The following is a 25,900-nucleotide window of genomic DNA, read 5'->3' as shown; positions in this document are numbered from 1 at the left end:
CCCGGCCGTGGCCACGGTCAAAGGCGTTCGAAGGCGCGGAACAGCTCCCAGTCGGTGACGGCGCGGTCGTAGGCGTCCAGCTCCACGCGGGCGTAGTTGGCGTAGTGCTCGACGACCTCCTTGCCGAACGCGTCCAGGGCCAGGGAGCTGCGGCCCCAGTCGGCGGCGGCGTCGCGGAGCGTCCGGACGACGGTGTCCGCGTCGGCCGCGTAGGCGTTGCCCACGAACGGCTCCTCCAGCGGCAGCTCGTGCTCGATGCCGTGCAACCCGGCGGCGATGAGCCCCGCGACGGCGAGGTACGGGTTGACGTCCCCGCCGGGCGCGCGGTTCTCGACGCGCAGCGACGGCCCGTGCCCGACGAGCCGCAGCGCGCACGTCCGGTTGTCGACGCCCCACTTGATCGCGGTCGGCGCGAACGAGCCGGACTGGTACCGCTTGTACGAGTTGATGTTCGGTGCGTACAGCAGGGTGAACTCGCGCAGGCACGCCAGCTGCCCCGCGATGAAGTGCTCGCCCAGGCGGGAGAGGCCGTGCGGCCCGTCCCCGGCGAGGACCGGACGCCCGTCCGCGTCGCGGAGCGAGATGTGCACGTGGCAGGAATTGCCCTCGCGGTCGTTCGGCTTCGCCATGAACGTGATCGACATGCCCTCCTGGGCGGCGATCTCCTTGGCGCCCGTCTTGTAGAGGACGTGGTTGTCGCACGTCGTGAGGGCGTCGTCGAAGCGGAACGCGATCTCGTGCTGGCCGAGGTTGCATTCCCCCTTCGCCGACTCGACGTACATGCCCGCGCCGGTCATGCCGTTGCGGATCCGGCGGAGCAGCGGTTCGACGCGGGCGCCGCCGAGCAGCGAGTAGTCCACGTTGTACTGGTTGGCCGGGGTGAGGTTCCGGTACGCCTTCGTCCAGGCGTCCTCGTAGCTGTCCTTGTAGACGATGAACTCCAGCTCCGTCCCGACGTACGCGCCCCAGCCCCGGTCCGCGAGCCGGGCGAGCTGGCGCCGCAGGATCTGCCGGGGCGAGGGCGCGACGTCGCCGCCGTCCTCCGCGACGATGTCCGCGTGGACGAGCACCGCCCCCTCCTGCCAGGGGATCCGGCGGAGCGTGGCCAGGTCGGGACGCATGACGAAGTCGCCGTAGCCGGTGTCCCAGGACGACATGCCGTAGCCGTCCACCGTGTTCATGTCGACGTCCACGGCCAGCAGGTAGTTGCAGCCGTCCGAGCCGTGCCCGGCGACCTCCTCCAGGAAGAAGCGGGACGAGAGCCGCTTGCCCTGGAGGCGTCCCTGCATGTCGGTGATCGCGACGATGACGGTGTCGATCCGGCCCGCCGCCGCCTCCCCGCGCAGCTCGTCGAGGGTGAGCGATGTGGTCACGATTCTCTAACTCTCCTTACCCAGGGACTGGAGTTCCTTCTCGATGGCGGCCAGCTCCTCGGCGGTGCCCTGCACCTTCGGGCCCTTGAACCACTTGCGGGCCGACAGCACCCACCACAGCCCGGCGCCGCCGAGCACCACCAGGATCGCGACCGGCGCGTAGTTGAACGAGTCCCTGTTGATCGGGTTGGCCGGCGGCAGCATGAACACCACCGAGATGAACAGCACCCACGCCACCGCGAGCGTGCCGACCGGCTTGCTCCAGCGTCCGAGGTTCCAGGGGCCCGCCTTGAAGTCGGCGCCCTGCCGCAGGCGCAGGAACGTCGGGATCACGTACGCGATGTAGAGGCCGATCACCGCGACCGACGTGACCGCGAGGTACGCGGTGAGATTCCAGATCGCGGGCAGGGCCAGGACGAACGCGCCGCCCGCTGCCAGCCAGATCGCGTTGGTCGGCGTCCGGCTGCGCTTGTTGATGCGGTGCCAGAAGGACGAGAGCGGCAGCGCGCCGTCCCGCGAGAACGCGTAGATCATCCGGGAGTTGGCCGTCACCGACGACATCCCGCAGAAGAACTGCGCGCCGAACGAGACGAGGATCAGCAGCTTCCCGGTCGTCTCCCCGGTCGCCGCGATGAAGATCGCCGCCGGGCCGCCCTCGACCGCCGCCGCGTAGTCCTGGATGGCGAACGTGACGCCGAGCAGCAGGATCCACCCGGCCACGACCGAGATCAGCACCGAGTTGACGATGCCCCTCGGCCCGGACCGCGCCGCGTCGTGCGTCTCCTCGGTCATGTGGGCGGACGCGTCGTACCCGGTCAGCGTGTACTGCGACAGCAGCAGCCCGATCAGCGCCGCGTAGGCCCCGTACTGCCAGCCGGTCTCGTTCACGAACTCGGTGAAGACGAACCCCACCGACTGGTGGTGGGACGGCTTGAACGCCAGCACGCCGACGACGATCGCGACGCCGAGGACGTGCCACCACACGCTGACGCTGCTCAGCAGCGACACGAGCCGGACGCCGAACTGGTTCAGCAGCGCGTGCGTGACCAGCAGGATCGCGAACAGCGTGAACGTGTGGCCGAGTGACACGTCGTACCCGAACTGGAGGTCGAGCAGCGGGTTCAGGAACGCGGCGGAGCCGTAGACGATCGCGGCGGTGACGGCCACCTGGCCGATGAAGTTGAACCAGCCGGTGAACCACGACCACGCTGGACCGTTCCGTTTGGCCAGCTTGGCGGACCAGTAGTACAGGCCGCCCGCGGTCGGGTAGCTGGAGCACACCTCGGCCATGGCGAGCGCGACCAGCAGCGTCATGGCGCCGACGCCGAGCCAGCCCCAGCTGATGACGACGGGACCGCCGCCCTTGAGGCCGATGGTGTAGGACGTGAGGCAGCCGCTCAGCACCGAGATGATGGTGAACGAGACCGCGAAGTTGGAGAAGCCGGACATGGACCGGCTGAGCTCCTGGGCGTAGCCCAGCTCGTGCAGCCGTTTCTCGTCGTCGGACACGGGGTCGGGGCCGGCGGAAGCCTTGTGCTCGTCGAGGCTCACGAGCACCTCCTCGTCCACAGGGGGTTCGGTGTCGCCCATAATGGGCTAACGACAGACCATTAATGTTTGCGACGGCCCCCACGTCAAGACCCTGATCGCCCCGAAATGCACCTGTAACGTGGGAATTTCCAGATTCCCCGCGGTCGAAGGACGGCAATGCCCGAGCCCGTCACGCCTGCCGAACCCGCCGAGCCCGCCGAGCCTGCCGGACCTGCCGGGGGTGGCTCGGGGCTGGTGGATCTCGCCGCGAGTGCGGTGTTCCGGCCCGTCCGGACGGGCAACGCGTTCGAGGAGACCGTGGAACGGCTCCTCCAGGCGATCAAGCTCGGCGTCGTCGATCGCGGCGAGCGCCTCCCGCCCGAGCGGGAGCTGGCGCCGCTGCTCGGCGTCAGCCGCGTCACGCTCCGCGAGGCGATCCGGGTCGTCCAGCAGGAGGGGTACGTGGAGTCGCGCCGCGGACGGTTCGGCGGGACGTTCGTCACCTACGAGCGTCCGAAACCGCGCCAGTCCGACCTGAAGCGGGCCCTGGCGCAGATGGGCGACGACCTCAACGGCACGCTCACCTACCGGATGGCCGTCGAGACCGGCGCCGCCCAGATCCTCGCGGCGGCGGACCTGTCCGCCGCGCAGCGCGAGCTGCTCCGCACCCGGCTGGCCGAGCTGAACGCCGCCGGCCCGGACGAGTACCGCCGCCTCGACACCCTCTTCCACCTCACCATCGCCGAGATGACCGGGTCGGCGCTGCTGTCGGCGGCCTGCGCGGACGCGCGGATGCGGGTGACCGACCTGCTCAACGCCATTCCCGTCCTCGGCCGCAACATCGAGCACGCCGCCGTCCAGCACGCCGCGATCGTCGACGCCGTCCTCGCGGGCGATCCCGGGGCCGCGTACCGCGCCGTCGCCGAGCATCTGGAGGGCACGGCGGCGCTGCTGCGCGGCTTCCTCGGTTAGATTCAACCGGACGCGGACCGTTGACGTACTCTGAGTTGATTGCTGGAGATCACCCCCCGGTGCGCGGGGTGCACGACCGGAGGGGCAAGCCGCATGGCCTACCTGGCTGGAGCATTGATCCTGTTCTTCGGCCTGCTGGTGTCCATCGCGCTGCACGAGCTCGGGCACTTCTCGTTCGCCAAGCTGTTCCGGGTGCGGACGACCCAGTTCATGGTCGGGTTCGGGCCGACGATGAAGTCGTGGCGGCGCGGCGAGACCGAGTACGGCGTCAAGTGGGTCCCGCTCGGCGGCTACGTCCGCATGATCGGGATGCTGCCGCCGCGCAAGGGCGACGCCCCGGGGCAGGTGCGGCAGGCCAGCACCGGCCCGTTCCAGGGGCTCATCGAGTCCGCGCGCGGCGCCGCGCTGGAGGAGGTCAGGCCCGGCGACGAGGACCGCGTCTTCTACTCCAAGAAGTGGTGGCAGAAGGCGCTGATCATGGTCGGCGGGCCCGCCATGAACCTGATCCTCGCGGTGCTGTTCTTCGCGATCCTGCTGATGGGCATCGGCACGAACCAGCTCCAGCCCGTGATCCGGGAGGTCCAGCCGTGCATGGTCCCGGCCAGCCAGGCCGGGCTCAAGGAGTGCCCGGCGAACGCCACGCCGACCCCCGCCCAGCAGGTCGGGCTGAAGGCGGGCGACCGGATCGTGTCGTTCGACGGCAGGAAGATCGACGACTACCGGCAGCTCCAGGAGCTGATCCGCGGGGCGGGCGGGGAGACCGCGGCGATGACCGTCCGGCGCGGCGGGCAGGACGTGCGGCTGAACGTGCCCATCACCCGCAACAAGATGTACGACCTGGACGACACCGACAAGGTCGTCAACGTCGGGTTCCTCGGCATCACCCCGGACAGCGAGGTCGAGCGGCAGGGGCCCGGCGCGGTCGCGAGCACGATGGGCGATCTGACCTCGCGCACGGCGGGCGCGCTGGTGCGGATGCCGCAGAAGATGGTCGGCGTCTGGAACGCGGCGTTCGGCGGCGAGGATCGCGACCCGAACGGCCCGATCGGCGTCGTCGGCGTCAGCCGCATCGGCGGCGAGGTCGCCGCGGACGACACCATCACCGGGTCGCAGAAGGTCGCCTACTTCGTGATGCTGCTCGGGTCGCTGAACCTCGCGGTCGGGCTGTTCAATCTCGTCCCGCTGCTGCCGCTGGACGGCGGCCACATCGCGGGCGCCCTGCTGGAAGCGATCAAGAAGCTGTTCGCCAAGATCTTCCGCAGGCCCGATCCCGGATATGTGGACGTCGCCAAGGCCCTCCCGGTGACGTATGTGATGGCGGCCGTCCTGATCGTCATGGGCGGGCTGCTCATCTACGCCGACCTGTTCAACCCCGTCCGCGTCACCGGCTAGCTCGGGCCCGCGGCCGCCGGACGACCGCGGGCGTCACGAGACCGCCGCGCGCGTTATTACGGCCGCGGGCGTCATTGCGGCTGCGGGCGTTATTGCGATTACGGCTGCGGGCGTTATTGCGGGACGTCCGGCAGCTCGCCGGTCTTGACGAAGGCGTCCAGCGCGGCCAGGTAGAGCTCGACGGCGAGGCCCTGCGCGGCGAGCCAGGCGTCCGACCCGTAGGTGCCGGCGTAGCGTTCGCCGCCGTCGCAGATCAGGGTGACGACGCTGCCGCGCTCCCCGCGCGCCCGCATCTCCGCGATCAGCTCCGCCGCGCCCCACATGTTCGTGCCGGTGGAGCCGCCGACGTCCCGGCCGCTGACCTCGCTCGTCCAGCGCATCGCGGCGATGGACGCCGCGTCCGGCACCCGGATCATCCGGTCGATCACCGTGGGCAGGAACGACGGCTCGACGCGCGGACGGCCGATGCCCTCGATCCGCGAGCCCGCCGCCGTCCGCTCCGGGTCGCCGTCGGCGAACGAGCCGTGGAACGCCGAGCCCTCCGGGTCGACGACCGCGAGCCGCGTCTGGAACCGGCGGTACCGGACGTACCGGCCGATCGTCGCGGACGTCCCGCCCGTGCCCGCCCCGACCACGATCCAGGACGGCTCGGGGAACCGCTCCAGCCCCAGCTGCTCGAAGATCGACTCGGCGATGTTGTTGTTGCCGCGCCAGTCCGTGGCGCGCTCCGCGTACGTGAACTGGTCCATGAAGTGCCCGCCGCACTCGGCCGCGAGCCGCCGCGACTCGGCGTAGATCGAGGACGGGTCGTCCACCAGATGGCAGCGCCCGCCGTAGAACTCGATCAGCTGGATCTTCTCCGGGCTGGTCGACGCGGGCATCACGGCCACGAACGGCAGCCCGAGCAGCCGCGCGAAGTACGCCTCCGACACCGCCGTCGACCCGCTGGACGCCTCGATCACCGTCGTGTCCGCGCGGATCCAGCCGTTCGCCAGCCCGTACAGGAACAGCGACCGCGCCAGCCGGTGCTTCAGCGACCCCGTCGGGTGGACGGACTCGTCCTTCAGGTACAGGTCGATGCCCCACTCCGGCGGCAGCGGGAACACGTGCAGATGCGTGTCGGCGCTGCGGTTGGCGTCGGCGTCGACCAGCCGGATCGCCTCCGCGACCCAGGCGCGGTACCCGGGATCGCAGCGGTCCACGGTGCGTCCCACGGCGGCCCTCCCCTCGATCGGCGCTGTTCCGTAACCGGGGTCCCACGATATCCGCGCATGTCACCGGGCATGATGGAGGCAGCGGGGGGCAGATGATCGAGATGTTCGACGCGCGCATCGTGGAGACCGGGCGGCTGCCGCTGTTCGGCTTCTTCGTCGCGTTCATGATCACATTCGTGCTGACGCGGGTGAACGTCCGGCTGATCCGCGCGGACGTGCGCTGGTTCCGCAACGTGACCACCGGCGACCTGCACATCCACCATGTCGTGTTCGGGGTCGTGCTGATGCTGACGGGCGGCGTCGCGAGCCTCGCCGTCCCGGACGGGCACGTCCGCTTCGAACTGGCGGCGGCCGTCGTGTTCGGGATGGGCTCGGCGCTCGTCCTGGACGAGTTCGCCCTGATCCTGCACCTCAGCGACGTCTACTGGACGGAGAAGGGCCGCGCGTCCGTCGACGCCGTGTTCGTCGCCATCGCCGTGACGGGGCTGCTGCTGCTCGGCGTCCGGCCGTTCGGCTACGAGGGCGTCGGCATCGTCCCGGGTGGCGGCGACCTCAGCGCCGTCTACGTCGCGTTCCTCGTTGGCAACCTCGTCCTCGCGGTGATCACGCTGCTGAAGGGCAAGATCTGGACCGGGCTGATCGGCCTGTTCCTGCCCGCGCTGCTGATCGTCGGCGCCGTGCGGGTGGCGCGGCCCGCCTCGCCCTGGTCGCGCTGGCGCTACGACGAGGCGTCGCGCCGCTACCAGCGGGCCGTCCGGCGGGAGAGGCGGATCCGGCGGCCCCTCATCCGCGGCAAGATCTGGGTGCAGGAGTTCATCGCGGGACGGCACGACCTCATCCCGCCGGAGCTGCTGCAGCGCCGCACCGAGACCGCCGAGCGCGCCCGGCGCCGCCTCCGCAGGGCGCGGACGACGGCCCGCGCCGAGGACCGGGCCGCGGCCCGCGCGGAACGCAAGGCCGCCGCCCGCGCCGCCCGGGAGGCCCGATCCGAACGGTCGTCCCGGTCGTCCCGAACCGCCAGGTCAGGGCGCGCCGGGCGCAAGGCCGGGGCCTGGGCCGACCGCCGGGCCGAGGCGCGCGAGCGCCGCACCGACTCCCGGACTCGCAAGGGCGCGTCCCGCCTGCGGACGCGCGCCGCGTCCAGGCGCCAGACCCACCGCGCCGCGCCCGAGGAGGAACCGCCCCCGAGCACCCCGCCCACCGGACGGCGCCCGCCCCCGAGCACTTCGCCCGCCGGACGGCGCCCGCCCCCGAGCACCTCGCCCGCCGGACGGCGCCCGCCGCCGAGCGCCCAGCCCGCCGAAAGGCGCCCGGCCGCGGCGCCCGGCCATGCCGAACCGGCCGCGCTCGACGACCGCCCGACCTGACCCCTGGGCCGGTTCAGTCCATGACGGGCGCGACGGCGCGCACCGTGTCGATGGTGTCGGCCTCGGCGGCGGACTTGTCCGGCCGGTAGCGCAGGACGCGCGCGAACCGCAGCGCGATGCCGCCCGGGTAACGGGGGCTGTGCTGGACGCCGTCGAACGCGATCTCGACGACCAGCTCGGGACGGACGTGGACCGTCCAGGAGTCCTCCCGCACGGCCAGCTCGCGGAGCCGCTTCGTCTGCCAGGCGAGCAGCTCGTCGGTGAGGCCCTTGAACGTCTTGCCGAGCATGACGAACCCGCCGGTCTCGGGATCGCGGGCGCCGAGATGCAGGTTCGACAGGAGGCCCTGCCGCCGCCCGTGCCCCCACTCGACGGCGAGGACGACGAGGTCGAGGGTGTGCCGCGGCTTGACCTTGATCCAGCCCGCGCCGCGCCGTCCGGCCGTGTAGGGCGTGTCGAGGGACTTGACCACCACGCCCTCGTGCCCGCGCGCGACGGCCTCGTCGAAGACCTCCTTCGCCCGCGCCGGGTCGCCGGTGATCACGCGGGGCATCCGCAGCCCCTCGGGAACGACCCGGACGAGCGCCGCGTTCCGCTCCGCCCCGGGCGCGTCGAGCAGATCACCGCCGTCCGTGCCTTCCGAGGGGGTACGACCTCCCGCGCCCCCCGGCACGCCTTCGGCTTCGACCAGATACAGGACGTCGAAGAGAAACACGGCCAGCGGGACGGGCTCGGTGTTCTTGGCGGTTCGGGTCGCGGTTCGGGCGGCCGTGACCTGGAACGGGTGGGGACGCCCGTCCTGCCGCAGCGCGATCAGCTCGCCGTCGAACACGGCCTCGCGAACGGGCAGTTCCTGTACCGCCGCCACGACCTCCGGGAGCCGGGAGGTGATCTCGTCCAGCGTCCGGGTGAACACCCGGACCTCCCCGTCCGAGATGTGGATCTGGGCGCGGATGCCGTCGAGCTTCCACTCCACGGCCGCGTCCGCCTTGAGCTTCTCGAACGCGTCGCCGATGGACGGCGCGGACGCCGCGAGCATCGGCTTGATCGGACGCCCGACCTCCAGCGTGAACCCGCGCAGCCCGTCCACGCCGTCGGCCATGGCCGCCGTCGCGACGGGCCCGAGGGACCCGCGCAGCATGAACGCCCGCCGCACCTCCGCGGACGGCACCCCGGCCGCCGCCGCGATCGCCTCCGCCATCACGCCGTCCAGCGCGCCTTGCCGCAGCTCGCCCGCCAGCAGCCTGATCAGGAAGTCCTGCTCTGGGCGGGTGGCGCGGCCGAGCAGCCCCGCGACCAGCTCGCGCCGCCGGGCGACCGAGCCCGCCCCGGACACCGCGCCGATCTCGGTGAACGCCGCGTCCACCTCCGGCACCGTCAGGGACGGCTCCGCGGCGGGCGGCGGGACGTCGCGCAGCGAGGCGTAGCCCACGCCGATCTGGCGCTGGGGCAGCTCGCCGGACAGGTAGAAGACCACGATCGCGGCCTCGCCGGGCTCCGCCGCGCGCAGGCACTCGGCGAGCGCCGCGACCTTGGCCTTCCGGCCCGAGGTGCCGGCCACGGCCGCCGACGTCCGGGTGAGGTCCGCTATCAGCATCCCCCCATTGTGTCCACCGGGGCCGACAATCAACACCGGCCGGGGGCCTGGTCAGGGCCCATCCGCCTGACTACGTTGGCGAGAGCGGGGCAAAGATCGGCCGGGGGAGGGAGGAGCGGGGCGTGAGCCTTCAGCGTTCGATCGGACCGTTCCACCGGCCGTACTCCCCGCCGGAGCCGCCGTCTCCCGAGCGCAGGCCGAAGCGGTTCGCGTTGTTCGTGGGCGCCGCCGTCCTCGCCGTCGCCGCCGTCGCGGCCTTCCTCGTGATCCCAGGACGGGGCGGCAAGGACGCGTCCGTACGCCCGACACCCGAGACGTCACGAAGCCAGGTGGTCAGAGCACTGCCCGCCCCATGCGGCGCCGTCTCGAAACGCACCGTCGACCGCACCGTGCCCATGGCGATGCGGACGGAGAACGCGAACTCGACGCTCACCACATGCACGTACTCCACGACGGGCTCGGCGTTCCCCTGGCTGCGGGTGGAGACGCACCTGTACGCGTCCGGCAACACCGCGACCCCGGTGCGGGACGCCGAGAACTACTACGACACGCAGTGGGCGCAGGCGCACGACACCCCGCTCGTCCGGACGATCAGCCTGGAGCGCCATCGCGGCCTCGGGGACGAGGCGTACCGCTGGCTCCGGGCGGACGAGGGGCGCCCGTCCGTGGTCGGGCAGGTCACCGCCAGGATCCGCAACGCGGTCTTCACGGTCAGCTACGCCGAGCGGGCGCCCGCCGGGGGCGTCCAGGACGGACGGGAACGGGCGTCCCTCGCCAAGGTGACCGCCGTCGCGCGCGAAGTGCTCACCGCACTAAATCGTTTCTGACCTGAATCGGCCGATCATGGCATATTTTCTGTCAACAGCTTCTAGGGTGTTCCGGTAAAGGGGAGGGGCCGCCGATCATGCTCCCGGGAACCAGCCAGGTGATCGGTGTGCTTGTGATGCCCGGGGAGGAGGAGGTCGACGACGTGACCGTGCAATCGGTAGGAGTGTCCTGGGTGAGATAATCCCAGGTCAGCAACCTGTACGCGTCGACGGGCCGCGGAGTGGACCTCGCTCCGCGGCCCTTTCGGTTCCTTGGCGTGTGCCAATGCCGCCCCATTCGCGAACCATTTTCTCGAACCCGTTTCGACCCAAAGCCAAATGGCCGCGAACGAGAACTCGTTACCGTTCGGCCGCCCGTTCCGGATGATCGTCGTCGACCGGCGCCGGACGGGGGACGGCCCCGGCTCGGCCGACGGCTCCTAGCCGCGCGGGGCGGGGATCCTGGCCAGGAGGCGGAGGGAGCCGGGGGAGACCCGGGAGAGGGCGTGCAGGAGGTGGCCCTCGAAGTTGACGGGCACCACGGGCTTGTTCTTGATGATCGCGTGGACGATCCGCTCGGCGACCTTCTCCGGCGGATAGTTCCGCATCCTGAGGGCGCGCTCACCGCGTTCGCGGAGCCGCTCCCGGGCCGGCTCGTCGCCCTCGACGTAGGTCCCGTTCTTCACGATGTCGGTGCTGACGAAGCCGGGGCACACGGCGGTGACGCCGATGCGGGAGCCCGCCAGCTCGGCGCGCAGGCACTCGCTGAGCATGAGCACGGCGGCCTTCGTCGTGCAGTAGGCGGGCAGCGTGCGGGTCGGGCTGTAGGCGGCCGCGGACGCGATGTTCACGATGTGGCCGCCGAAGTTGGGCTTGTCCGGCTTGTTGGGCAGGGCGTGGACGCGGTCGCGCATCTGCCTGCCGAACAGGCGGCAGCCGTGGACGACGCCCCACAGGTTGACGCCGAGGACGGCGTTCCAGTCGTCCAGTCCGGTGTCGAGGAACGAGCCCGCGACCGCGATGCCCGCGTTGTTGACGACGATGTCCGGCGCCCGGCGGGACTCCTTGACCTCGGCGGCGAAAGTCTCCATGGCGGCGGCGTCGGACACGTCCACCCGGTACGGGGTGCCTCCGGCGCCGACCGTCTTCGCGAGGGTGACGGTGCGTTCGGCGGCGGGCAGGTCGATGTCGGCGGCGATGACGTGCGCGCCGCGCTCGGCGAGGGCGAGGGCGGTGGCCCGGCCGATCCCGCTGCCGGCTCCGGTGACGACGGCGAGCGCTCCGTCGAAGTGCGCGAGTGGCATGCGGTCAACCGTACTCAGGACGCGTCTGACAGGTACGGATTAAGGCCTTTCCAGCAGAAGTCGGTCATATGGCGGGCGGCGTCCTCGGCCGACACGTCGGGACGCCGCGCCTGCCACTGCGCCAGCCGTTCGCTGCCGCCCATGATGATCTGCGTGAACGCGTCGATGACGTCGGCGGGCGCGCACGGCGCGAACGTGGACAGCACGCCCGCGATCAGCGCGCTCTGCTGCCTGCGCGTCGCCTCCACGGCCTCCATCGCGGACGGCGGCGCGGAGAGCGGCTCGCGCAGGAGCATGGAGAACGACCTGCTGTGCGCGTCGACGAACCCGAAGTAGGCGACCATCCCGCGCCACAGGATGTCCTTGGGGTCGGTCGCGCCCGCCATGGCCTTCTGCGTGACGTCGAGCAGCTCCGCCTTGGACCGGCTCACGCACGCCACGAGCAGCCCGTCCTTGGAGCCGAAGTACTCGTAGAGCATGGGCTTGGAGACGCCGCAGCGCTCGGCGATCTCGTCCATGGAGGTGGCCTGGTAGCCGCGCTCGCCGAACACCTCTTCGGCCACGTCCAGCATCTGCCGTTCGCGCTCGGCGCGCGACATCCGCCGCCGCCGGGACGGCGCACGGCCGGACGACGCGCGGCCGGACGACGCGCGGCCGGACGACGCGCGGCCGGACGGCGCGCGGCCGGACGGCGGGCTGGGTGTGGCGGCACTCACAGGAAATCCCCTCAATTGGACCTGGCGTCAGTAAGTCTACTCCGGGTAACTTACTGCGAGTAGGTTACGCGAGAGGACGGGACATGAGCGAGCGCGCACCGGCGATCGTCATCATCGGCTCCGGCTTCGCCGGCCTCGGCATGGCGATCCGATTGAAGCGGGCCGGCTTCCACGACTTCACGGTCCTGGAGAAGAGCGAGGCCCTCGGCGGGACGTGGCACGACAACACCTATCCCGGCTGCGCCTGCGACGTCCCCTCGCACATGTACTCCTTCTCCTTCGAGCTCAACCCGGGCTGGACGCGGATGTTCGCGCCGCAGCCCGAGATCCGCGCCTACATGGAGCGGACGGCCGACCGGTACCGGGTCCGCGAGCACATCCGCTTCGGCGCGGCCGTCGACTCGATGGAGTACGACGACGCCGCCCGGCGCTGGAACGTCACGCTCGCGGACGGGACCGTCCTCACCCCGAAGGCCGTCGTGTCCGGCATCGGCGCGCTGCACGTCCCGTCCTTCCCTGACCTGCCGGGCATCGAGCGGTTCCGCGGCACCGCGTTCCACTCCGCCGAGTGGGACCACTCCTACGACCTCGGCGGCAAGCGCGTCGCCGTCATCGGGACGGGCGCGTCCGCGATCCAGTTCGTCCCGCGCGTGGCGGAGCGGGCGGCCGAGCTGGTCGTGTTCCAGCGGACGCCGCCGTGGATCCAGCCGAAGCCCGACGTCCCCATCCCCGCGCCCGTCCGCAAGGCGTTCGAGAAGATCCCGGGCGCCGCGCGGGCGTTCCGCGGCGGCATCTACTGGGCGCTGGAGGCCCGCGCGATCGGCTTCACCATCGACCCGCGGCTGTCGGGGCCGCAGGAGCGGGTCGCCCGCCACCACATCAAGAACCAGATCGCGGACCCCGAGCTGCGCGCCAAGGTGACGCCCGACTACACGATCGGGTGCAAGCGGATCCTGCTGTCGAGCGACTACTATCCGGCGCTCGGCCGTCCCAACGTGGAGCTGGAGACGTCCGGCATCGCCGAGGTCCGGGAGCACTCCATCGTCACCGCGGACGGACGCGAGCACGAGGTCGACTGCGTCATCTACGGCACCGGCTTCAAGGTGACCGACGCCCTCGCCGACCTGCGCGTCACCGGACGGAACGGCGTGAAGCTCCAGGAGCTCTGGGCGGACGGAATCGAGGCCCACCGCGGCACGACGATCCCCGGCATGCCGAACTTCTTCATGCTGCTCGGCCCGAACACCGGACTCGGCCACAACTCCGTCGTCTTCATGATCGAGGTGCAGATCCAGCACGTGCTGAGCTGCCTGCGCCTCTTGCGGGACCGGGGCGCCGGGACCATCGAGCCGCGGCCGGACGCGTCCCGCCGCTTCAACGACCGCCTGCAGCGCCGCCTGCGCCGCGCCGTCTGGAACGAGGGCGGCTGCGACAGCTGGTACCTGGACGACGAGGGCGTCAACCGCACGCTGTGGCCGGGCCACACGTTCGAGTTCTGGGCCGGGTCCCGCAGGGCCAGGCCGGCGGAGTACCTGCTGACCCGCTGACCCGGCGGAGGCTACTTCGTGGGGGCGAAGATCGGGCGGAAGCCCGCGATGAGCTGGCGGATCACCGGGCGCTGCTCGGCCGGGGTGCGGCCGCGCAGCTCGTGGATCGGGTCGATGCCGTCGTAGTACGGGGCGAGGGCGAGGAACGGCAGGATCACCATCATCCAGGTGGCGATGACGTCGAGGTCGGCGTCCTCGCGGATCTCGCCCCGCTCCTGCCAGAGCCGCAGCAGCGGGCGGATGACCTGCAGGTAGTGCTGGTTGGCGGTGTCGCGGACGACGGACCGGACGCCGTTGTCGAGCTCGAAGTTCGTCGCGGCGGTGACGCCGCGCTCCAGTGGGTGCTCCGCCATGTACTCGGTCCAGTCGCAGAAGGCGTCGACCAGCCATTCGTCGAAGGGCTGGTCGAAGTCGATCCGCTCCATGCGGCGTTGCATCTCCTCGCGGACGCGGCGCGACGCCTCGTCGCAGACGAACGCGTAGAACTCCAGCTTGTCGCTGAAGTACTGGAAGAGGGAGCCTTTGGCGATCCCGGCCTCGCGCGCGATGGTGTTCAGGCTGCCCGTCGAGTACCCGTTCTCGCCGAACTCGCGCATCGCCACCTCGAACACGCGCTCACGCTTGGCGACATTGAGGCGGAACCAGGTCGACGTTGGCATGGACCCTTCGACTTTCCGTCAGGAACCGGTAACCCATAGGTCAGGATAACGGTCCATGGCGTCACGCGTGACCCAAAACATCACCGGCGCCCCGGCGCGGACCGGTCCAGATACTGGAGCGTGAATTCGGCGGACGCGTACTCCCCGCCCTGCGGCACGCCGGGTCCGACGAATGTGTCCGGAATGTCGTAGGTCGCGGCGTCGTCGAGCGGTTCGTAGCCCAGCCGTTCGTCCAGTTCCCAGAACCGCCGCGCGTTGGCGGACACGGCGTAGGCGGCGAGGAAACCCGGCGACGGGACGGTCAGCGCCGCGCGGACGAACCCGGCGCAGTCGCGGTGGCTGAGCCAGGTGGACAGGTGGCGGGGCTCCGTGGGACGCGCTTCGACGCTGCCGATGCGCAGGCACACCACGTCCAGCCCGAACTTGTCGGCGTAGAGGCGGCCGAGGGCCTCGACGGCGACCTTGCTGACGCCGTACAGGCCGTCCGGTCTCGGCGGCATCTCGGCCGACACGGTTTCGGTCGAGGGGTAGCAGCCGGTCAGCCGGTTGCTGCTGGCGAGCACGACGCGCGGGACGCCGGTGACGCGCGCGGCCTCCAGCACGCGCTGCGTGCCGAGGATGTTGCCCTCGACCAGGTCGGGGAACGGCGCCTCGTCGGACACCCCGGCCAGGTGGACGACCGCGTCCGCGCCGCGCATGATCTCCGCCGCGTCGGACAGGTCCGTCCGGTGGACGGTCACGTTCGGCATCTCGGCGTGCAGGGGCGCGCGATCGGCGAGGACCAGGTGGTCCGTCTCGTCCCGCAGCGATGCCCTGAGCACACTGCCGACCCGGCCGGCGGCGCCGGTCAGCATGATCGTCCCGAGTGTCATGCCCAGCAGTGTCGCATCCGCCGCCGGGCCGGGCGACGCGCCCCCGCGCTTGGGATCATCCGGGTTTCGCGGGGCGCGGCGTGCCGTCCTCGTGCCCTGCCGCACAGGGCGGCACGCCGCGAGCGAACGGTGGCGGGTCAGGTACCGGGCGCGGCCCCGCCGGGCGCGGCCGCCTCGCCGGGTGTGCCCCGCCGGCCGAGCGCGCGGCGCCGGTGCAGCCTCGCGGCGCGGAGGGTGGCGTCGAGGGAGAAGCGGGCGTCGGCGTCGTCCAGGCTGTCGCCCAGGTAGCCCTCCAGCTGGCGGAGCCGGTACCGCACGGTCTGCGGATGGATCTTGAGCCGTTCGCCGATGTCGACCGCGGTGGCGCGGGTGGTGACGGCCTCGGCGAGCGTCTCGACGAGGCGCCTGCGCTGCCCGTCGGACACGTCGCGCAGCGGCTCCAGGTGGCGCCGGGTGAGCTCCTCGATCAGCGGCGGGTCGGACAGCAGCCACATCGTCATGAGGTGGTCCCGGCACGGGATGAGGGAGCCGTCCCGGATGATGCCCTCCTCGGCGAGCCCGAGGACGCGGCGCGCCCAGCGCAGCGAGTGCGTCGCCCGCTCCAGCGGCAGGGTGAGGCCTACGACGGAGCTCGCGTCCGACAGGGCCGCGCGCAGCATGCCGTGGCGCGCCGTGGTGAGCGGGCCGGGGACGAGCAGGCACGGCTCGGTGGAGTCCAGGTCGGCGAGGACGTCGGCGTCCAGCGCGGCGCGCGTGTACGGGGCGTCGGGGTGGATCGCGACGAGCGTGGCCTCGCCGGGCAGCGGCCACCAGCCGGTGGACTTGGCGAGCTCCTCGATCGCCTCGGGCACGACGGCGGGTTGCTGGAGGATCAGGTGCAGGAGCCGCCTGCGGTCCTCGCGGCGGCGGATGTCGGCGTGGCCGGTGGCCTGCTGGTGGCCGAGGCGGGCCTGCGCGACGGCCTCGTCCAGGTAGACGAGCATCGCGTCGACGATCGTGGAGACGACCGCGGTGGGGACCTGCTCGCGTTCGGCGACGATGACCGTCCGGCGCCAGGCGATGTGGAAGGCGACGCGGGTGGCGGCCTGGAGAAGGTCCAGGCTCCGCCCTTCGACGGCCTCGAAATGGCCGATCGCGCGGCAGGTCTCGTCGCGCTGGGCGGTGGAGGCGCCCGGGTCGGTGACCTTGTCCAGGAATCCGGAGAGCAGAATGTCGACGCTGAGCCGGAGTATCTGGTCGTATGCGGAGAGTTGCGTCCGGTCGTACTCCGGGATGGTCTGCTTGATCTCGGTCACGACCTCCTGCGCGACGTCGGGCAGCTCCGAGCGCAGCAGGTCGAGAAAGCCGGCGACAACGGTCGTTTCCGGGGGGTGCGGGGGGTCGCCTCCCCACAGGGAACGGGCCTTTTCCTGGGGGTGCGGGGGGTCGCCCCCCGACAGGGAACGGGTCTGGCTCCGGTCGGTTTCGGACAATTCCAATGCCTGCGACATGGGAAAGGTGACCTCCGCATCGGGCCGGCTCGGTCCCGGTGCCGTGCTGCCCGTCCTTGGGTGGGACGGCGGCCCGGGAGGGGGTGTCCGAGCGGGGAGGGGCTGACACCCGGGGGCGGGACTGAGAACACCGCGAACATAAAGTCGCCACCCGCCGCTGGCAAGAGTTTCACGTTCGCCGGCCCGGCGGACGACGCGCTTTTGCGCGCGAAGTGACAAGAACGGCATTCGGTTGCTGGCTCGTTGACAAACCGGTGCCGCGGGGCCCGCCGGACGGGCCCGCGAACCCCCTCAGGTTACCGGCGGGTAATCACCGGACACGGATTCCGGGAGATCAAAGACTAACTCGATGACAATTTTGGACGCCATTCATCGAATAGCCTCCAGAATCCTGCGAACGCCTATTGAGTTCCAGTGCTACTCGGCCGTAACGTCCTCGCGACGTGCTTATCGCGAGTGGTGGTGTTCGTTGGGAATTGAAGTCGTCGTCGAGGGCCTGACCAAAGCGTTCGGGCCGCAGGTCATTTGGCGCGATGTCACCCTCACCCTGCCCGCCGGCGAGGTGAGCGTGCTGCTCGGGCCGTCCGGCACCGGCAAGACCGTGTTCCTCAAGTCGCTGATCGGCCTGCTCAAGGCCGAGGAGGGCCGCGTCCTGGTCGACGGCGTGGACATGGTCAACGACCGCGACCGCAAGGTCTACGAGGCCCGCAAGCGGTTCGGCCTGATGTTCCAGGACGGCGCCCTGTTCGGCTCCCTCACGCTCTACGACAACATCGCGTTCCCGCTCCGCGAGCACACCCGCAAGAAGGAGGCCGAGATCCGGCGCATCGTGCTGGAGCGGATGGAGATGGTCGGCCTCACCGGCGAGGAGCGCAAGCTGCCGGGCCAGCTGTCCGGCGGCATGCGCAAGCGCGCCGGGCTCGCCCGCGCGCTCGTCCTCGACCCGGAGATCATCCTGTGCGACGAGCCGGACTCGGGGCTGGACCCCGTCCGCACGGCGCACCTGTCGCAGCTGCTCATCGACGTCAACGCGCGGATCGACGCGACGATGCTGATCGTCACCCACAACATCGAGATCGCGTCGACCGTCCCCGACAACATCGGGATGCTGTACCGGCGCGACCTGGTCGCGTTCGGGCCGCGCGAGGCGCTGCTCACCAGCGACGAGCCCGCAGTCGCACAGTTCCTGCACGGCGACGTCCGGGGCCCGATCGGGATGTCGGAGGAGAAGGACGCCGCGCTGCTCGCCGCGGAGGCCGCCGCTGCCGCCGACCGTCCGCGCCCGCGCCGCACGATCGAGATCCCGCCGCAACTGCGCCCGACGCCCGGGATGCCGCCCCGCCAGGGCGAGTTCCGGCACGCGCTGCGCGTCGACCAGATGTTCCCGCGGCTCTCGCCCCAGGCGCAGCAGGCGATCCGGGCCAACCGGAGCCACCGGCAGGAGGGGACCGGTCATGGCCGGCGCTGAGACCGCGACACCCGGCGGCACGGGACTCGACCCCACGACGCCGGAGCCCGCCGCGGCCAGGGCGCCGGGCGCGGGCGCGCTGCGGCAGGTCGGACGGCTGTTCGCGCTCGCCGGGACCGTCCTCGCGATGACGTTCCGGCGGCCGTTCCAGCTCCGCGAGCTGATCCAGCAGTTCTGGTTCATCGCGTCGGTCGCGATCCTGCCGACCGCGCTGGTGTCCATCCCGTTCGGCGCGGTCATCTCGCTGCAGGTCGGGTCGCTCGCCAAGCAGCTCGGCGCGCAGTCGCTCACCGGCGGCGCGAGCGTCCTCGCGGTGGTGCAGCAGGCCAGCCCGCTGATCGTGGCGCTGCTGATCTCCGGCGCGGCCGGCTCGGCGATCTGCGCCGACCTCGGCTCCCGGACGATCCGCGAGGAAATGGACGCCATGGAGGTCATGGGCGTCTCGCCGATCCAGCGTCTCGTCGTCCCGCGCGTCCTGGCCTGCATGGCGGTGGCGGTGCTGCTGAACGGGCTCGTGTCCGTCGTCGGCGTCGCGGGCGGCTACTTCTTCAACGTGATGATGCAGGACGGCACGCCCGGCGCGTACCTCGCCTCGTTCTCGGCGCTCGCGCAGCTCCCCGACCTCTACATCAGCGAGCTGAAAGCGCTGATCTTCGGGTTCATCGCCGGTGTGGTGGCCGCCTACCGGGGGCTGAACCCGAGCCCGGGACCGAAGGGCGTCGGCGACGCGGTCAACCAGTCGGTCGTCATCACGTTCCTGCTGCTGTTCTTCGTCAACCTCGTGCTCACGGCGATCTACCTCCAGGTCGTCCCGCCGAAGGGAGCGTGACGTGGCGGTCCCCGGGGCGCGCCGGCTCCGTCCGGTGAAGCTCGTGTCGTGGCTGGACCAGCCGGGCGACCAGCTCGGCTTCTACGTCCGCGCGCTGCTGTGGACGCCGCGCGCCGTCCGCCGGTACATGAAGGAGTCGCTGCGGCTGCTCGGCGAGGTCGCGTTCGGCAGCGGCGCGCTCGCGGTCATCGGCGGCACCGTCGGCGTGATGATCGGCATGACGGTGTTCACCGGCGTGGTTGTCGGGCTCCAGGGCTACGCGGCGCTCGACCAGATCGGGTCGGCGGCGTTCACCGGGTTCGTGTCCGCGTACTTCAACACCCGCGAGATCGCGCCGCTCGTCTCCGGGCTGGCGCTGTCGGCGACGGTCGGCGCGGGCTTCACCGCGCAGCTCGGCGCGATGCGGATCAACGACGAGATCGACGCGCTGGAGGGTATGGGCATCCAGTCCGTCCCGTACCTGGTGACGACCCGGATCATCGCGGGCACGGTCGCGATCGTCCCGCTGTACGGGATCGGGCTGCTCAGCTCCTATCTGGCGTCCAGACAGGTGACGCTCTGGTTCAACGGGCAGTCGGCAGGAACGTACGACCACTACTTCAACATCTTCCTGTCGCCCGAGGACGTGGTGCTGTCGTTCGCCAAGGTGCTGATCTTCAGCGTCATGGTCGTGCTGGCGCACTGCTACTACGGCTACCGCGCGGTCGGCGGCCCCGCCGGCGTGGGCGTCGCCGTCGGCCGCGCGGTCCGCACCGCGATCGTGCTGATCAGCGTGACGGACTTCTTCATCAGCCTCGCCATCTGGGGCGCGACGACGACGGTGAAGGTGACGGGCTGACATGCCGCGACGAACCACCCGGCACGTGGCCGGACAGCGCCTCACCGGGGTCGCGTTCCTGCTCGTCCCGGCGCTGCTGATCTGGCTGTCGATCGCGATCTACGACAAGCGGTTCACCGAGGTGACGAAGGTGACGCTGCGCACCTCGACGGCCGGGCACGAGATGCACCCGCTGGCGGACGTGAAGGTCCGCGGCGTCGTCGTCGGCGAGGTCCGCTCCATCAAGGCGGACGGGACGGGCGCGAAACTCGAACTGGCGCTGAAGCCGGGGATGACCGATCGGGTGCCGTCGGACGTCCAGGCGCGGCTGCTGCCGACGACGGTGTTCGGCGCCCGGTACGTGTCGCTCGTCCCGCCGTCCACGACGTCGGGGCGGCCGATCGCCGAAGGCGACGTGATCTCCGAGGACCGCAGCGAGAACGCGGTGGAGCTGTCGGAGGTCCTCAACCACACGATGGACCTGCTGAACACCGTCCAGCCGGCGAAGCTGTCGGCGACGCTGAACGCGATGGCGACGGCGCTGGAGGATCGCGGTGACCAGCTCGGACGCAACTTCGAGCAGCTCGACGCGTTCCTCCGCAAGCTCAACCCGGAGCTGCCGGCGCTCACCCGCAACCTCGCCGAGCTGGCGGAGTTCACGCGGCACGCGTCCGACGCCGCCCCCGACCTGCTGCAGGCCCTCGACGACTTCACGGTCACCAGCCGGACGCTCGCCGAGCAGCGCGCCGCGATCGCGAGCCTGTACGAGGCGGTGTCGGGATCGTCCGCCGACCTCACCGACTTCCTGAACGCCAACTCCGGCAACATCATCGCGCTGGCGTCGGCGAGCAGGGGCAGCCTCGATCTGATGCGCCGGTACGCGCCGGCCGCGCCCTGCACGTTCCGGGCGCTCGCAGGCTTCGTCCCGAAGATGGACCGGGTGCTCGGCAAGGGCACCGATGAGCACGGCGTCCACGGCGTGGTCGTCTCCATCCCGCAGAAGGGCCGCTACCTGCCGGGCAGGGACGCGCCGCGGTACGGCTCGGGCGGCGGGCCGCACTGCCCGAGCGTCCCGTACCTGGCGGCCGGGGCCGGGGCGGCGCGGATCCTGCCCGCGGGCGGGGTCCCAGGCAAGGGCGGCGCGGCCGGGAGCGGGCTCGGCCCCGCCAACTCGGCGTCGGAGAACGACCTGGTCAACGAGCTTGCCGGGCCCGCGCTCGACGAGGTCCCCGAGGAGCTGCCGGACTGGTCGAGCGTGCTCGTCGGGCCGATCTACCGGGGCACGGAGGTGACGGTCAAGTGAGGCTCAGCGGACAGGGGCTGAAGGGCCTGGCGGTCCCGCTCACCAGCTCGCTGATCTTCATCGCGGTGACGGTGACGGCGACGCTGCTGCTGGCGTCCAGCATCACCGGCGCGACCAGCGGCGACCGCGTCACCTACTACGCCAAGTTCACCGACGTCGCCGGGCTGCATCCCGGGCACGGCGTCCGGATCGCGGGCGTCGAGGTCGGGCAGGTCGAGGAGATCAGGGTCAGCGACCGGCGGCTGGCGCGCGTGAAGTTCGAGGTGGACCGCGACCGTGAGATCCCGGCGTCGGCGACCGCCGCCGTCAAGTACCTCAACCTCGTCGGCGGACGGTACATCGCGCTCGGCCGCGGCACCGGCCCGCCCGGGCAGGCGCTGCGGCCCGGCGGGACGATCCCGGTGCGGCAGACGACGGGCACGCTCAACCTCACCCAGCTCTTCCAGGGTTTCCAGCCGCTGATGCAGGCGCTCTCGCCCGGCGACGCGAACAAGCTCTCCGAGTCGATCGTCAGGGTCCTCCAGGGCGAGGGCGGCACGATCGAGAGCCTGCTGCGCACTGTCGGGCAGCTGACCACCACGCTCGCCGCCAAGGACCGGGTGATCGGCCAGGTCATCACGAACCTGAACAGCGTCGTCCAGACGGTCAACGCGCGGGACCGGCAGCTCGTCGACCTCATCACGACGCTGCGCCGCTTCACCTCGGGCCTGGCCGCCGACCGGAAGCCGATCGGCGAGGCGCTCGGCTCGATCGCCGACCTGACCAGCGCGACCGCCGGCCTGCTCCAGGTCGCGCGGCCGCCGCTGAAGGACGACATCGTCCACCTCGGCCGCCTCGCCGACAACCTCAACCGCGACAAGCCGCTGCTGGAGCGCTTCCTCCAGCGGTCGCCGGGGAAGCTGGCGACGCTCGGGCGGCTGGGCTCGTACGGGTCGTGGATGAACTTCTACCAGTGCGAGGTCGAGCTCGTCGGCGCCACCTGGGCCGGGGCGGACGTGACGGACCAGCCGCCGCCGACCGGGATCCCGATCAAGGACGCGAGGTGCCGCGGATGACGCCCCCGAACCCGCCACCGTCGCCCCCGCCCCCACCGTCGTCTCCGCTGCCTCGGGCGCTGCCGCGTCTGAAGAAGGGGCGTCCGCGGTTGAAGCCGTTGCGCGAGCGCAACCCGATCGCGGTGTCCGCCGTCGGCATCGCCGTCCTGCTGGTGCTCGGCCTGCTCGCCTTCCGCGCCGACGACCTGCCCGTCATCGGCGGCGGCACGACCTACAGCGCGCACTTCTCCGAGGCGGCCGGGCTGAAGGACGGCCAGGAGGTCCGCGTCGCCGGGGTCAAGGTCGGCAAGGTCACCGGCGTCGCGCTCGCCGGGAACAAGGTGGAGGTCACGTTCCGGGTCAAGGACACCTGGGTCGGCGACGCCACCCGCGCCACCATCATGATCAAGACGCTGCTCGGGTCGAAGTACCTCCAGCTCGACCCGCTCGGCGCCCGCGAGCAGGACCCGGGACGGCCGATCCCGCTCGACCGGACGATCTCCCCGTACGACGTCACGACCGCGTTCGAGGACCTCGGCCGGACGTTCGACAGGCTCGACACCGCCAAGCTCGCGGCCAGCCTGGAGACGATCTCCACGACGTTCGAGGACACCCCGGCGAGCGTCCGCGTCGCGCTGAAGGGCCTGTCGTCGCTGTCCACGACGATCGCGTCGCGGGACGCCGAGCTGGCGCGGCTCCTCGCCGGTACCAAGAGGCTGTCCGGCACGCTCGCCGCGCAGAACGACCAGTTCAGGACCCTGTTCAAGGACGGCAACCTGCTCCTCGACGAGCTCCGCCGCCGCCGCGAGGCGATCCACGCGCTGCTGGTCGGCGGGCGCCGCCTCGCGGACGAGCTGGTCGGGCTCGTCAACGACAACCGCTGGAAACTCCAGCCGGTGCTCACCTCGCTCAACGAGGTCACCGACGTCCTCGAACGCAACCAGAAGAACCTGGACCGGACGCTGGAGACCGCCGCCCCCTACATCCGCGTCGTCGGCAACGCGATGGGCAACGGCCGCTGGGTGGACGGCTACCTGTGCGGGACCGTCCCCAAGAACTACCTGGAGAACGGCAACTGGAAACCGCCCGTGACCGGCTGCAAACCGCCGCACTTGACGGGAGGTCGCTGATGGCCACCACGCGCACGGTGAAACTGCCGCGGCTGCCGTCCCCGATGCGCCACCACCGGACGCGGGTCCTGGAGGCGCTCATCGCGGGCTTCGTGATCCTGGTCGCGGTCGCGCTGATCCCCGTCCTGGGCGGCGGGCCGTCCCGGCGGATCACGGCGTACTTCGCCACCGCCATCGGCGTCTACCCCGGCTCCGACGTGCGCGTCCTCGGTGTGAAGGTCGGGTCGGTCGACACGATCGAGCCGCTCGGCAACCGGGTCAAGGCCGTCCTTCGGGTGGACGAGGAGGTGAGCGTCCCCGCCGGGGCCCGCGCCGTCGTGATCGCCCCGAACCTGGTCTCCGACCGGTACGTGCAGCTCGACCCCGCCTACGACGGCGGCCCGCGGATGGCGGACGGCGCGTCCATCGACGAGAGCCGCACCGCGACGCCGCTCGAACTCGACCAGCTGTACGACGCCGTCCGGCGGTTCTCCTCCGACCTCGGGCCGCGGGGCGTGAACGCGCAGGGCGCGCTGTCGGACGTCGTCCGCGTCGGCGCCGCCAACCTCGGCGGCAACGGCAAGGCCCTCAACACCACGATCGCCGACCTCGGCAAGGCGTCGCAGACGCTGTCGGACTCCAGCGACGACCTGTACGCCACCGTCGCCAACCTCAACAAGTTCAGCGTGATGCTGCGGGAGAACGACGCGCAGATCCGGCTGGCGGAGAGCCAGCTCGCCGAGGTCAGCGGGTTCCTCGCCGCCGACAGGGACGAGCTCGGCGCGGCGCTGCGCAGCCTCGCCAGGGCGCTCGCCGAGGTCAAGGGATTCATCGAGGACAACCGGACGCTGCTGAAACAGAACGTCGGCAAGCTCGCCGGGATCACCCAGGTGCTCGTCGACCAGCGCGCGTCGCTCGCCGAGCTCCTCGACACCGCGCCGCTGCTCACGCAGAACGCGCTGAACGCCTACGACCCGAAGACCCGCTCGCTGATGACCCGCGGCAACCTGCTGGAGATCACCAAGGCGTTCGGCGGGACGGGCCGGCCGGGCGTCGACCCGCCCGCCGCCGACCTGCGGCCGGTGTGCGCGGCGGCGGCGTCCGCGACCGCGACGCTCCGCGAGCAGTGCGAGCGGCTGAAGACGTCCGGGCTGGTCGCGGTGCCGCCGTCGCAGACGTCCGGGGTGCCGCCGCTGCCGCTGCCGCCCGCCGGACGCACCTACGCCGGGCCCGGCGGAGAGGCAGGCCGCTGATGCGCGCGCCCAAGCTCGTCGCGGCCCTCACCGCCGTCGCCGCCTTGGTCGTGGCGGCGGGCTGCTCGATGCGGATCGAGGACGTCCCGCTGCCCGGCGGCGCCGACCTCGGCGACCATCCGTACACGGTGAAGGTGCAGTTCGAGGACGTGCTGAACCTCGTCCCGCAGGCCGCCGTCCGCGTCAACGACGTCCCGGTCGGACGGGTCAAGAAGGTGTCGCTGCCGAAGGGCTCGTGGAACGCCGAGGTCACGCTGCTGGTGAACGGCGACGTCCGCCTCCCGGCGAACGCGACCGCGAACCTGGAGCAGTCGAGCCTGCTGGGGGAGAAGTACATCAAGCTCGCCGCCCCGGGCACGGCCCCGTCCGCGCAGCCGCTGGCCGACGGCGCCACGATCCCGGTGCACCGGACGACGCGGAACGCCGACACCGAGGAGGTGTTCGGCGCGCTGTCGCTGCTGCTGTCCGGTGGCGGGCTCCCGCAGATCCGGACGATCAACCGGGAGCTGAACAAGGCGCTCGGCGGGCGGGAGGACAAGGTCCGCTCCGCGCTGGAGAACCTCAACCGCCTGACCGCCACGCTCAACCGGAACCGCACCTCGATCGTGGACGCGCTGGACGGCCTGAACCGGCTGTCGTCGACGGTCGCGTCCCGCAACGGTCAGGTCGAGACCGTCCTGGACGACCTGTCGCCCGGCCTGAAGGTCGTGGACGAGCAGCGCGGCCAGCTCGTCGAGATGCTGCACGAGCTGGAGAAGCTCGCGGACGTCGCGGTGAGGACGATCAACGCGAGCAAGGACGACACGGTCGCTAACCTGCGCTCGCTCGCGGTGATCCTGCGCAAGCTCGCCGACTCCGGCCGCGACCTGCCGAGGTCGCTGCAGGTGCTGCTCACGTACCCGTTCACGGACGAGGCGCTGAAGGCCGTCAAGGGCGACTACCTCAACGGCTACCTGACCGTCGTCGCGACCACGGGCAACAACTGCGTCGTCCCGCCGGCGAAGGAGTACGACCCGCGCGCCGACCTGCGGAAACTCCGGGCCCTCGCGGCCGAGACGCCGCCGCCCTCCGGCCCGCTCCCGATCCCGTGCCCGGACGTCGGGAACGGCGGCGGCCCCGAATCCGGCGCGCCCGCCCCGCCCGCCACCACCCAGCCGCCGCAGCCGGTAGCGCCGGTCGCGCCGCCGGGCGGCACTCCGGGCGACCGGCCCGCCCTTCCGCTGCCGACGCTCGGGGAGGGGAACTGAC

22 protein-coding genes are annotated in these 25,900 nt (G+C 71.4%); 13 read left to right on the top strand and 9 right to left on the bottom strand.

All coding sequences use genetic code 11. From position 1 onward, the window contains the following. Positions 1 to 17: 17 nt before the first annotated feature. Both ACH34T_RS01360 and ACH34T_RS01355 read right to left on the bottom strand, forming a co-directional pair. Positions 18 to 1,373, bottom strand: coding sequence for a glutamine synthetase family protein (locus tag ACH34T_RS01360; RefSeq protein ID WP_395990048.1), 1,356 nt, complete (start codon positions 1,371 to 1,373; stop codon positions 18 to 20). A 6-nt stretch (positions 1,374 to 1,379) separates the two neighbouring features. Then, the gene (locus ACH34T_RS01355) at positions 1,380 to 2,924 is read right to left on the bottom strand and encodes an amino acid permease (RefSeq protein ID WP_395990047.1); all 1,545 of its coding nucleotides are present in this window, start codon (positions 2,922 to 2,924) and stop codon (positions 1,380 to 1,382) included. 156 nt (positions 2,925 to 3,080) lie between these two features. Between ACH34T_RS01355 and ACH34T_RS01350 the strand changes: the two genes are divergently transcribed. Then, on the top strand, positions 3,081 to 3,875 hold the full coding sequence (locus ACH34T_RS01350; RefSeq protein ID WP_395990046.1) for a FadR/GntR family transcriptional regulator: 795 nt from the start codon (positions 3,081 to 3,083) through the stop codon (positions 3,873 to 3,875). A 93-nt stretch (positions 3,876 to 3,968) separates the two neighbouring features. After that, positions 3,969 to 5,267 carry a M50 family metallopeptidase gene (locus ACH34T_RS01345; protein ID WP_395990045.1) on the top strand — a complete coding sequence of 433 codons (1,299 nt, stop codon included), beginning with the start codon at positions 3,969 to 3,971 and terminating at the stop codon, positions 5,265 to 5,267. A gap of 113 nt (positions 5,268 to 5,380) precedes the next feature. Here the strand turns inward: ACH34T_RS01345 and ACH34T_RS01340 are convergent, their stop codons facing one another. Then, on the bottom strand, positions 5,381 to 6,481 hold the full coding sequence (locus tag ACH34T_RS01340) for a PLP-dependent cysteine synthase family protein (RefSeq protein WP_395990044.1): 1,101 nt from the start codon (positions 6,479 to 6,481) through the stop codon (positions 5,381 to 5,383). Positions 6,482 to 6,573: 92 nt separating this feature from the next. Between ACH34T_RS01340 and ACH34T_RS01335 the strand changes: the two genes are divergently transcribed. After that, positions 6,574 to 7,848, top strand: a complete 1,275-nt coding sequence (locus ACH34T_RS01335) for a hypothetical protein (RefSeq protein WP_395990043.1) — start codon at positions 6,574 to 6,576, stop codon at positions 7,846 to 7,848. Positions 7,849 to 7,861: 13 nt separating this feature from the next. Here ACH34T_RS01335 and ACH34T_RS01330 read toward each other — a convergent pair whose 3' ends face one another. Continuing rightward, positions 7,862 to 9,445, bottom strand: coding sequence for an ATP-dependent DNA ligase (locus tag ACH34T_RS01330; protein ID WP_395990042.1), 1,584 nt, complete (start codon positions 9,443 to 9,445; stop codon positions 7,862 to 7,864). A 122-nt stretch (positions 9,446 to 9,567) separates the two neighbouring features. Here ACH34T_RS01330 and ACH34T_RS01325 point away from each other — a divergent pair, with 122 nt between their 5' ends. After that, positions 9,568 to 10,272, top strand: a complete 705-nt coding sequence (locus ACH34T_RS01325; protein ID WP_395990358.1) for a hypothetical protein — start codon at positions 9,568 to 9,570, stop codon at positions 10,270 to 10,272. Between the two features lie 419 nt (positions 10,273 to 10,691). Here the strand turns inward: ACH34T_RS01325 and ACH34T_RS01320 are convergent, their stop codons facing one another. Both ACH34T_RS01320 and ACH34T_RS01315 read right to left on the bottom strand, forming a co-directional pair. Next, a complete protein-coding gene (locus ACH34T_RS01320; protein ID WP_395990041.1) occupies positions 10,692 to 11,555 on the bottom strand; it encodes an SDR family NAD(P)-dependent oxidoreductase in 864 nt (287 codons plus the stop codon). A gap of 14 nt (positions 11,556 to 11,569) precedes the next feature. Beyond that, positions 11,570 to 12,271, bottom strand: coding sequence for a TetR/AcrR family transcriptional regulator (locus ACH34T_RS01315; RefSeq protein ID WP_395990040.1), 702 nt, complete (start codon positions 12,269 to 12,271; stop codon positions 11,570 to 11,572). Positions 12,272 to 12,354: 83 nt separating this feature from the next. Here ACH34T_RS01315 and ACH34T_RS01310 point away from each other — a divergent pair, with 83 nt between their 5' ends. Further along, positions 12,355 to 13,818 (top strand): flavin-containing monooxygenase, encoded by a 1,464-nt coding sequence (locus tag ACH34T_RS01310; RefSeq protein WP_395990039.1) that lies wholly within the window; start codon positions 12,355 to 12,357, stop codon positions 13,816 to 13,818. A gap of 11 nt (positions 13,819 to 13,829) precedes the next feature. On the opposite strand, the gene ACH34T_RS01305 is transcribed toward ACH34T_RS01310, so the two are convergent. The 3 genes from ACH34T_RS01305 to ACH34T_RS01295 all read right to left on the bottom strand — a co-directional run bounded on the left by ACH34T_RS01305 (position 13,830) and on the right by ACH34T_RS01295 (position 16,839). Beyond that, complete coding sequence (locus ACH34T_RS01305) at positions 13,830 to 14,477, bottom strand: TetR/AcrR family transcriptional regulator (RefSeq protein WP_395990038.1); 648 nt, start codon at positions 14,475 to 14,477, stop codon at positions 13,830 to 13,832. A gap of 80 nt (positions 14,478 to 14,557) precedes the next feature. Beyond that, positions 14,558 to 15,349, bottom strand: a complete 792-nt coding sequence (locus ACH34T_RS01300) for an NAD-dependent epimerase/dehydratase family protein (protein WP_395990037.1) — start codon at positions 15,347 to 15,349, stop codon at positions 14,558 to 14,560. Positions 15,350 to 15,486: 137 nt separating this feature from the next. Continuing rightward, the gene (locus ACH34T_RS01295) at positions 15,487 to 16,839 is read right to left on the bottom strand and encodes a helix-turn-helix domain-containing protein (RefSeq protein ID WP_395990036.1); all 1,353 of its coding nucleotides are present in this window, start codon (positions 16,837 to 16,839) and stop codon (positions 15,487 to 15,489) included. Positions 16,840 to 17,308: 469 nt separating this feature from the next. Between ACH34T_RS01295 and ACH34T_RS01290 the strand changes: the two genes are divergently transcribed. From ACH34T_RS01290 to ACH34T_RS01255, 8 genes are all read left to right on the top strand, one after another. After that, positions 17,309 to 18,307 (top strand): ABC transporter ATP-binding protein, encoded by a 999-nt coding sequence (locus ACH34T_RS01290; RefSeq protein WP_395990035.1) that lies wholly within the window; start codon positions 17,309 to 17,311, stop codon positions 18,305 to 18,307. 127 nt (positions 18,308 to 18,434) lie between these two features. Next, positions 18,435 to 19,136 (top strand): MlaE family ABC transporter permease, encoded by a 702-nt coding sequence (locus ACH34T_RS01285; protein ID WP_395990344.1) that lies wholly within the window; start codon positions 18,435 to 18,437, stop codon positions 19,134 to 19,136. Position 19,137: 1 nt separating this feature from the next. Then, positions 19,138 to 19,974, top strand: coding sequence for an MlaE family ABC transporter permease (locus ACH34T_RS01280; protein ID WP_395990034.1), 837 nt, complete (start codon positions 19,138 to 19,140; stop codon positions 19,972 to 19,974). A gap of 1 nt (position 19,975) precedes the next feature. Beyond that, on the top strand, positions 19,976 to 21,256 hold the full coding sequence (locus ACH34T_RS01275) for an MCE family protein (RefSeq protein WP_395990033.1): 1,281 nt from the start codon (positions 19,976 to 19,978) through the stop codon (positions 21,254 to 21,256). Further along, on the top strand, positions 21,253 to 22,311 hold the full coding sequence (locus ACH34T_RS01270; RefSeq protein ID WP_395990032.1) for an MCE family protein: 1,059 nt from the start codon (positions 21,253 to 21,255) through the stop codon (positions 22,309 to 22,311). The genes ACH34T_RS01275 and ACH34T_RS01270 overlap by 4 nt, the downstream gene beginning before the upstream one ends. Positions 22,312 to 22,400: 89 nt before the next feature. Further along, positions 22,401 to 23,420: an MCE family protein gene (locus ACH34T_RS01265; RefSeq protein WP_395990031.1), complete on the top strand. Its 1,020-nt coding sequence runs from the start codon at positions 22,401 to 22,403 to the stop codon at positions 23,418 to 23,420. Further along, positions 23,420 to 24,652: an MCE family protein gene (locus ACH34T_RS01260; RefSeq protein ID WP_395990030.1), complete on the top strand. Its 1,233-nt coding sequence runs from the start codon at positions 23,420 to 23,422 to the stop codon at positions 24,650 to 24,652. Before ACH34T_RS01265 ends, ACH34T_RS01260 begins: the two co-directional genes overlap by 1 nt. Next, positions 24,652 to 25,899 carry an MCE family protein gene (locus tag ACH34T_RS01255; RefSeq protein WP_395990029.1) on the top strand — a complete coding sequence of 416 codons (1,248 nt, stop codon included), beginning with the start codon at positions 24,652 to 24,654 and terminating at the stop codon, positions 25,897 to 25,899. The genes ACH34T_RS01260 and ACH34T_RS01255 overlap by 1 nt, the downstream gene beginning before the upstream one ends. The last annotated feature ends 1 nt before the right edge of the window (position 25,900 follow it).

It is taken from the genome of Actinomadura sp. 9N215 (genome assembly GCF_044326345.1).
In the GTDB taxonomy this organism is placed as follows: domain Bacteria; phylum Actinomycetota; class Actinomycetes; order Streptosporangiales; family Streptosporangiaceae; genus Spirillospora.
Note: the sequence above shows the minus strand (reverse complement) of the source record. Positions and strands in the feature narration are given on the sequence as shown.

Excerpts from the sequence above, each read along its gene's own strand:
- ACH34T_RS01350 (WP_395990046.1), top strand. The coding sequence starts at position 3,081 with ATGCCCGAGCCCGTCACGCCTGCCGAACCCGCCGAGCCCGCCGAGCCT.
- ACH34T_RS01345 (WP_395990045.1), top strand. The coding sequence starts at position 3,969 with ATGGCCTACCTGGCTGGAGCATTGATCCTGTTCTTCGGCCTGCTGGTG.
- ACH34T_RS01335 (WP_395990043.1), top strand. The coding sequence starts at position 6,574 with ATGATCGAGATGTTCGACGCGCGCATCGTGGAGACCGGGCGGCTGCCG.
- ACH34T_RS01330 (WP_395990042.1), bottom strand. The coding sequence starts at position 9,445 with ATGCTGATAGCGGACCTCACCCGGACGTCGGCGGCCGTGGCCGGCACC.
- ACH34T_RS01320 (WP_395990041.1), bottom strand. The coding sequence starts at position 11,555 with ATGCCACTCGCGCACTTCGACGGAGCGCTCGCCGTCGTCACCGGAGCC.
- ACH34T_RS01310 (WP_395990039.1), top strand. The coding sequence starts at position 12,355 with ATGAGCGAGCGCGCACCGGCGATCGTCATCATCGGCTCCGGCTTCGCC.
- ACH34T_RS01305 (WP_395990038.1), bottom strand. The coding sequence starts at position 14,477 with ATGCCAACGTCGACCTGGTTCCGCCTCAATGTCGCCAAGCGTGAGCGC.
- ACH34T_RS01300 (WP_395990037.1), bottom strand. The coding sequence starts at position 15,349 with ATGACACTCGGGACGATCATGCTGACCGGCGCCGCCGGCCGGGTCGGC.
- ACH34T_RS01295 (WP_395990036.1), bottom strand. The coding sequence starts at position 16,839 with ATGTCGCAGGCATTGGAATTGTCCGAAACCGACCGGAGCCAGACCCGT.
- ACH34T_RS01285 (WP_395990344.1), top strand. The coding sequence starts at position 18,435 with ATGACGTTCCGGCGGCCGTTCCAGCTCCGCGAGCTGATCCAGCAGTTC.
- ACH34T_RS01275 (WP_395990033.1), top strand. The coding sequence starts at position 19,976 with ATGCCGCGACGAACCACCCGGCACGTGGCCGGACAGCGCCTCACCGGG.
- ACH34T_RS01260 (WP_395990030.1), top strand. The coding sequence starts at position 23,420 with ATGGCCACCACGCGCACGGTGAAACTGCCGCGGCTGCCGTCCCCGATG.
- ACH34T_RS01255 (WP_395990029.1), top strand. The coding sequence starts at position 24,652 with ATGCGCGCGCCCAAGCTCGTCGCGGCCCTCACCGCCGTCGCCGCCTTG.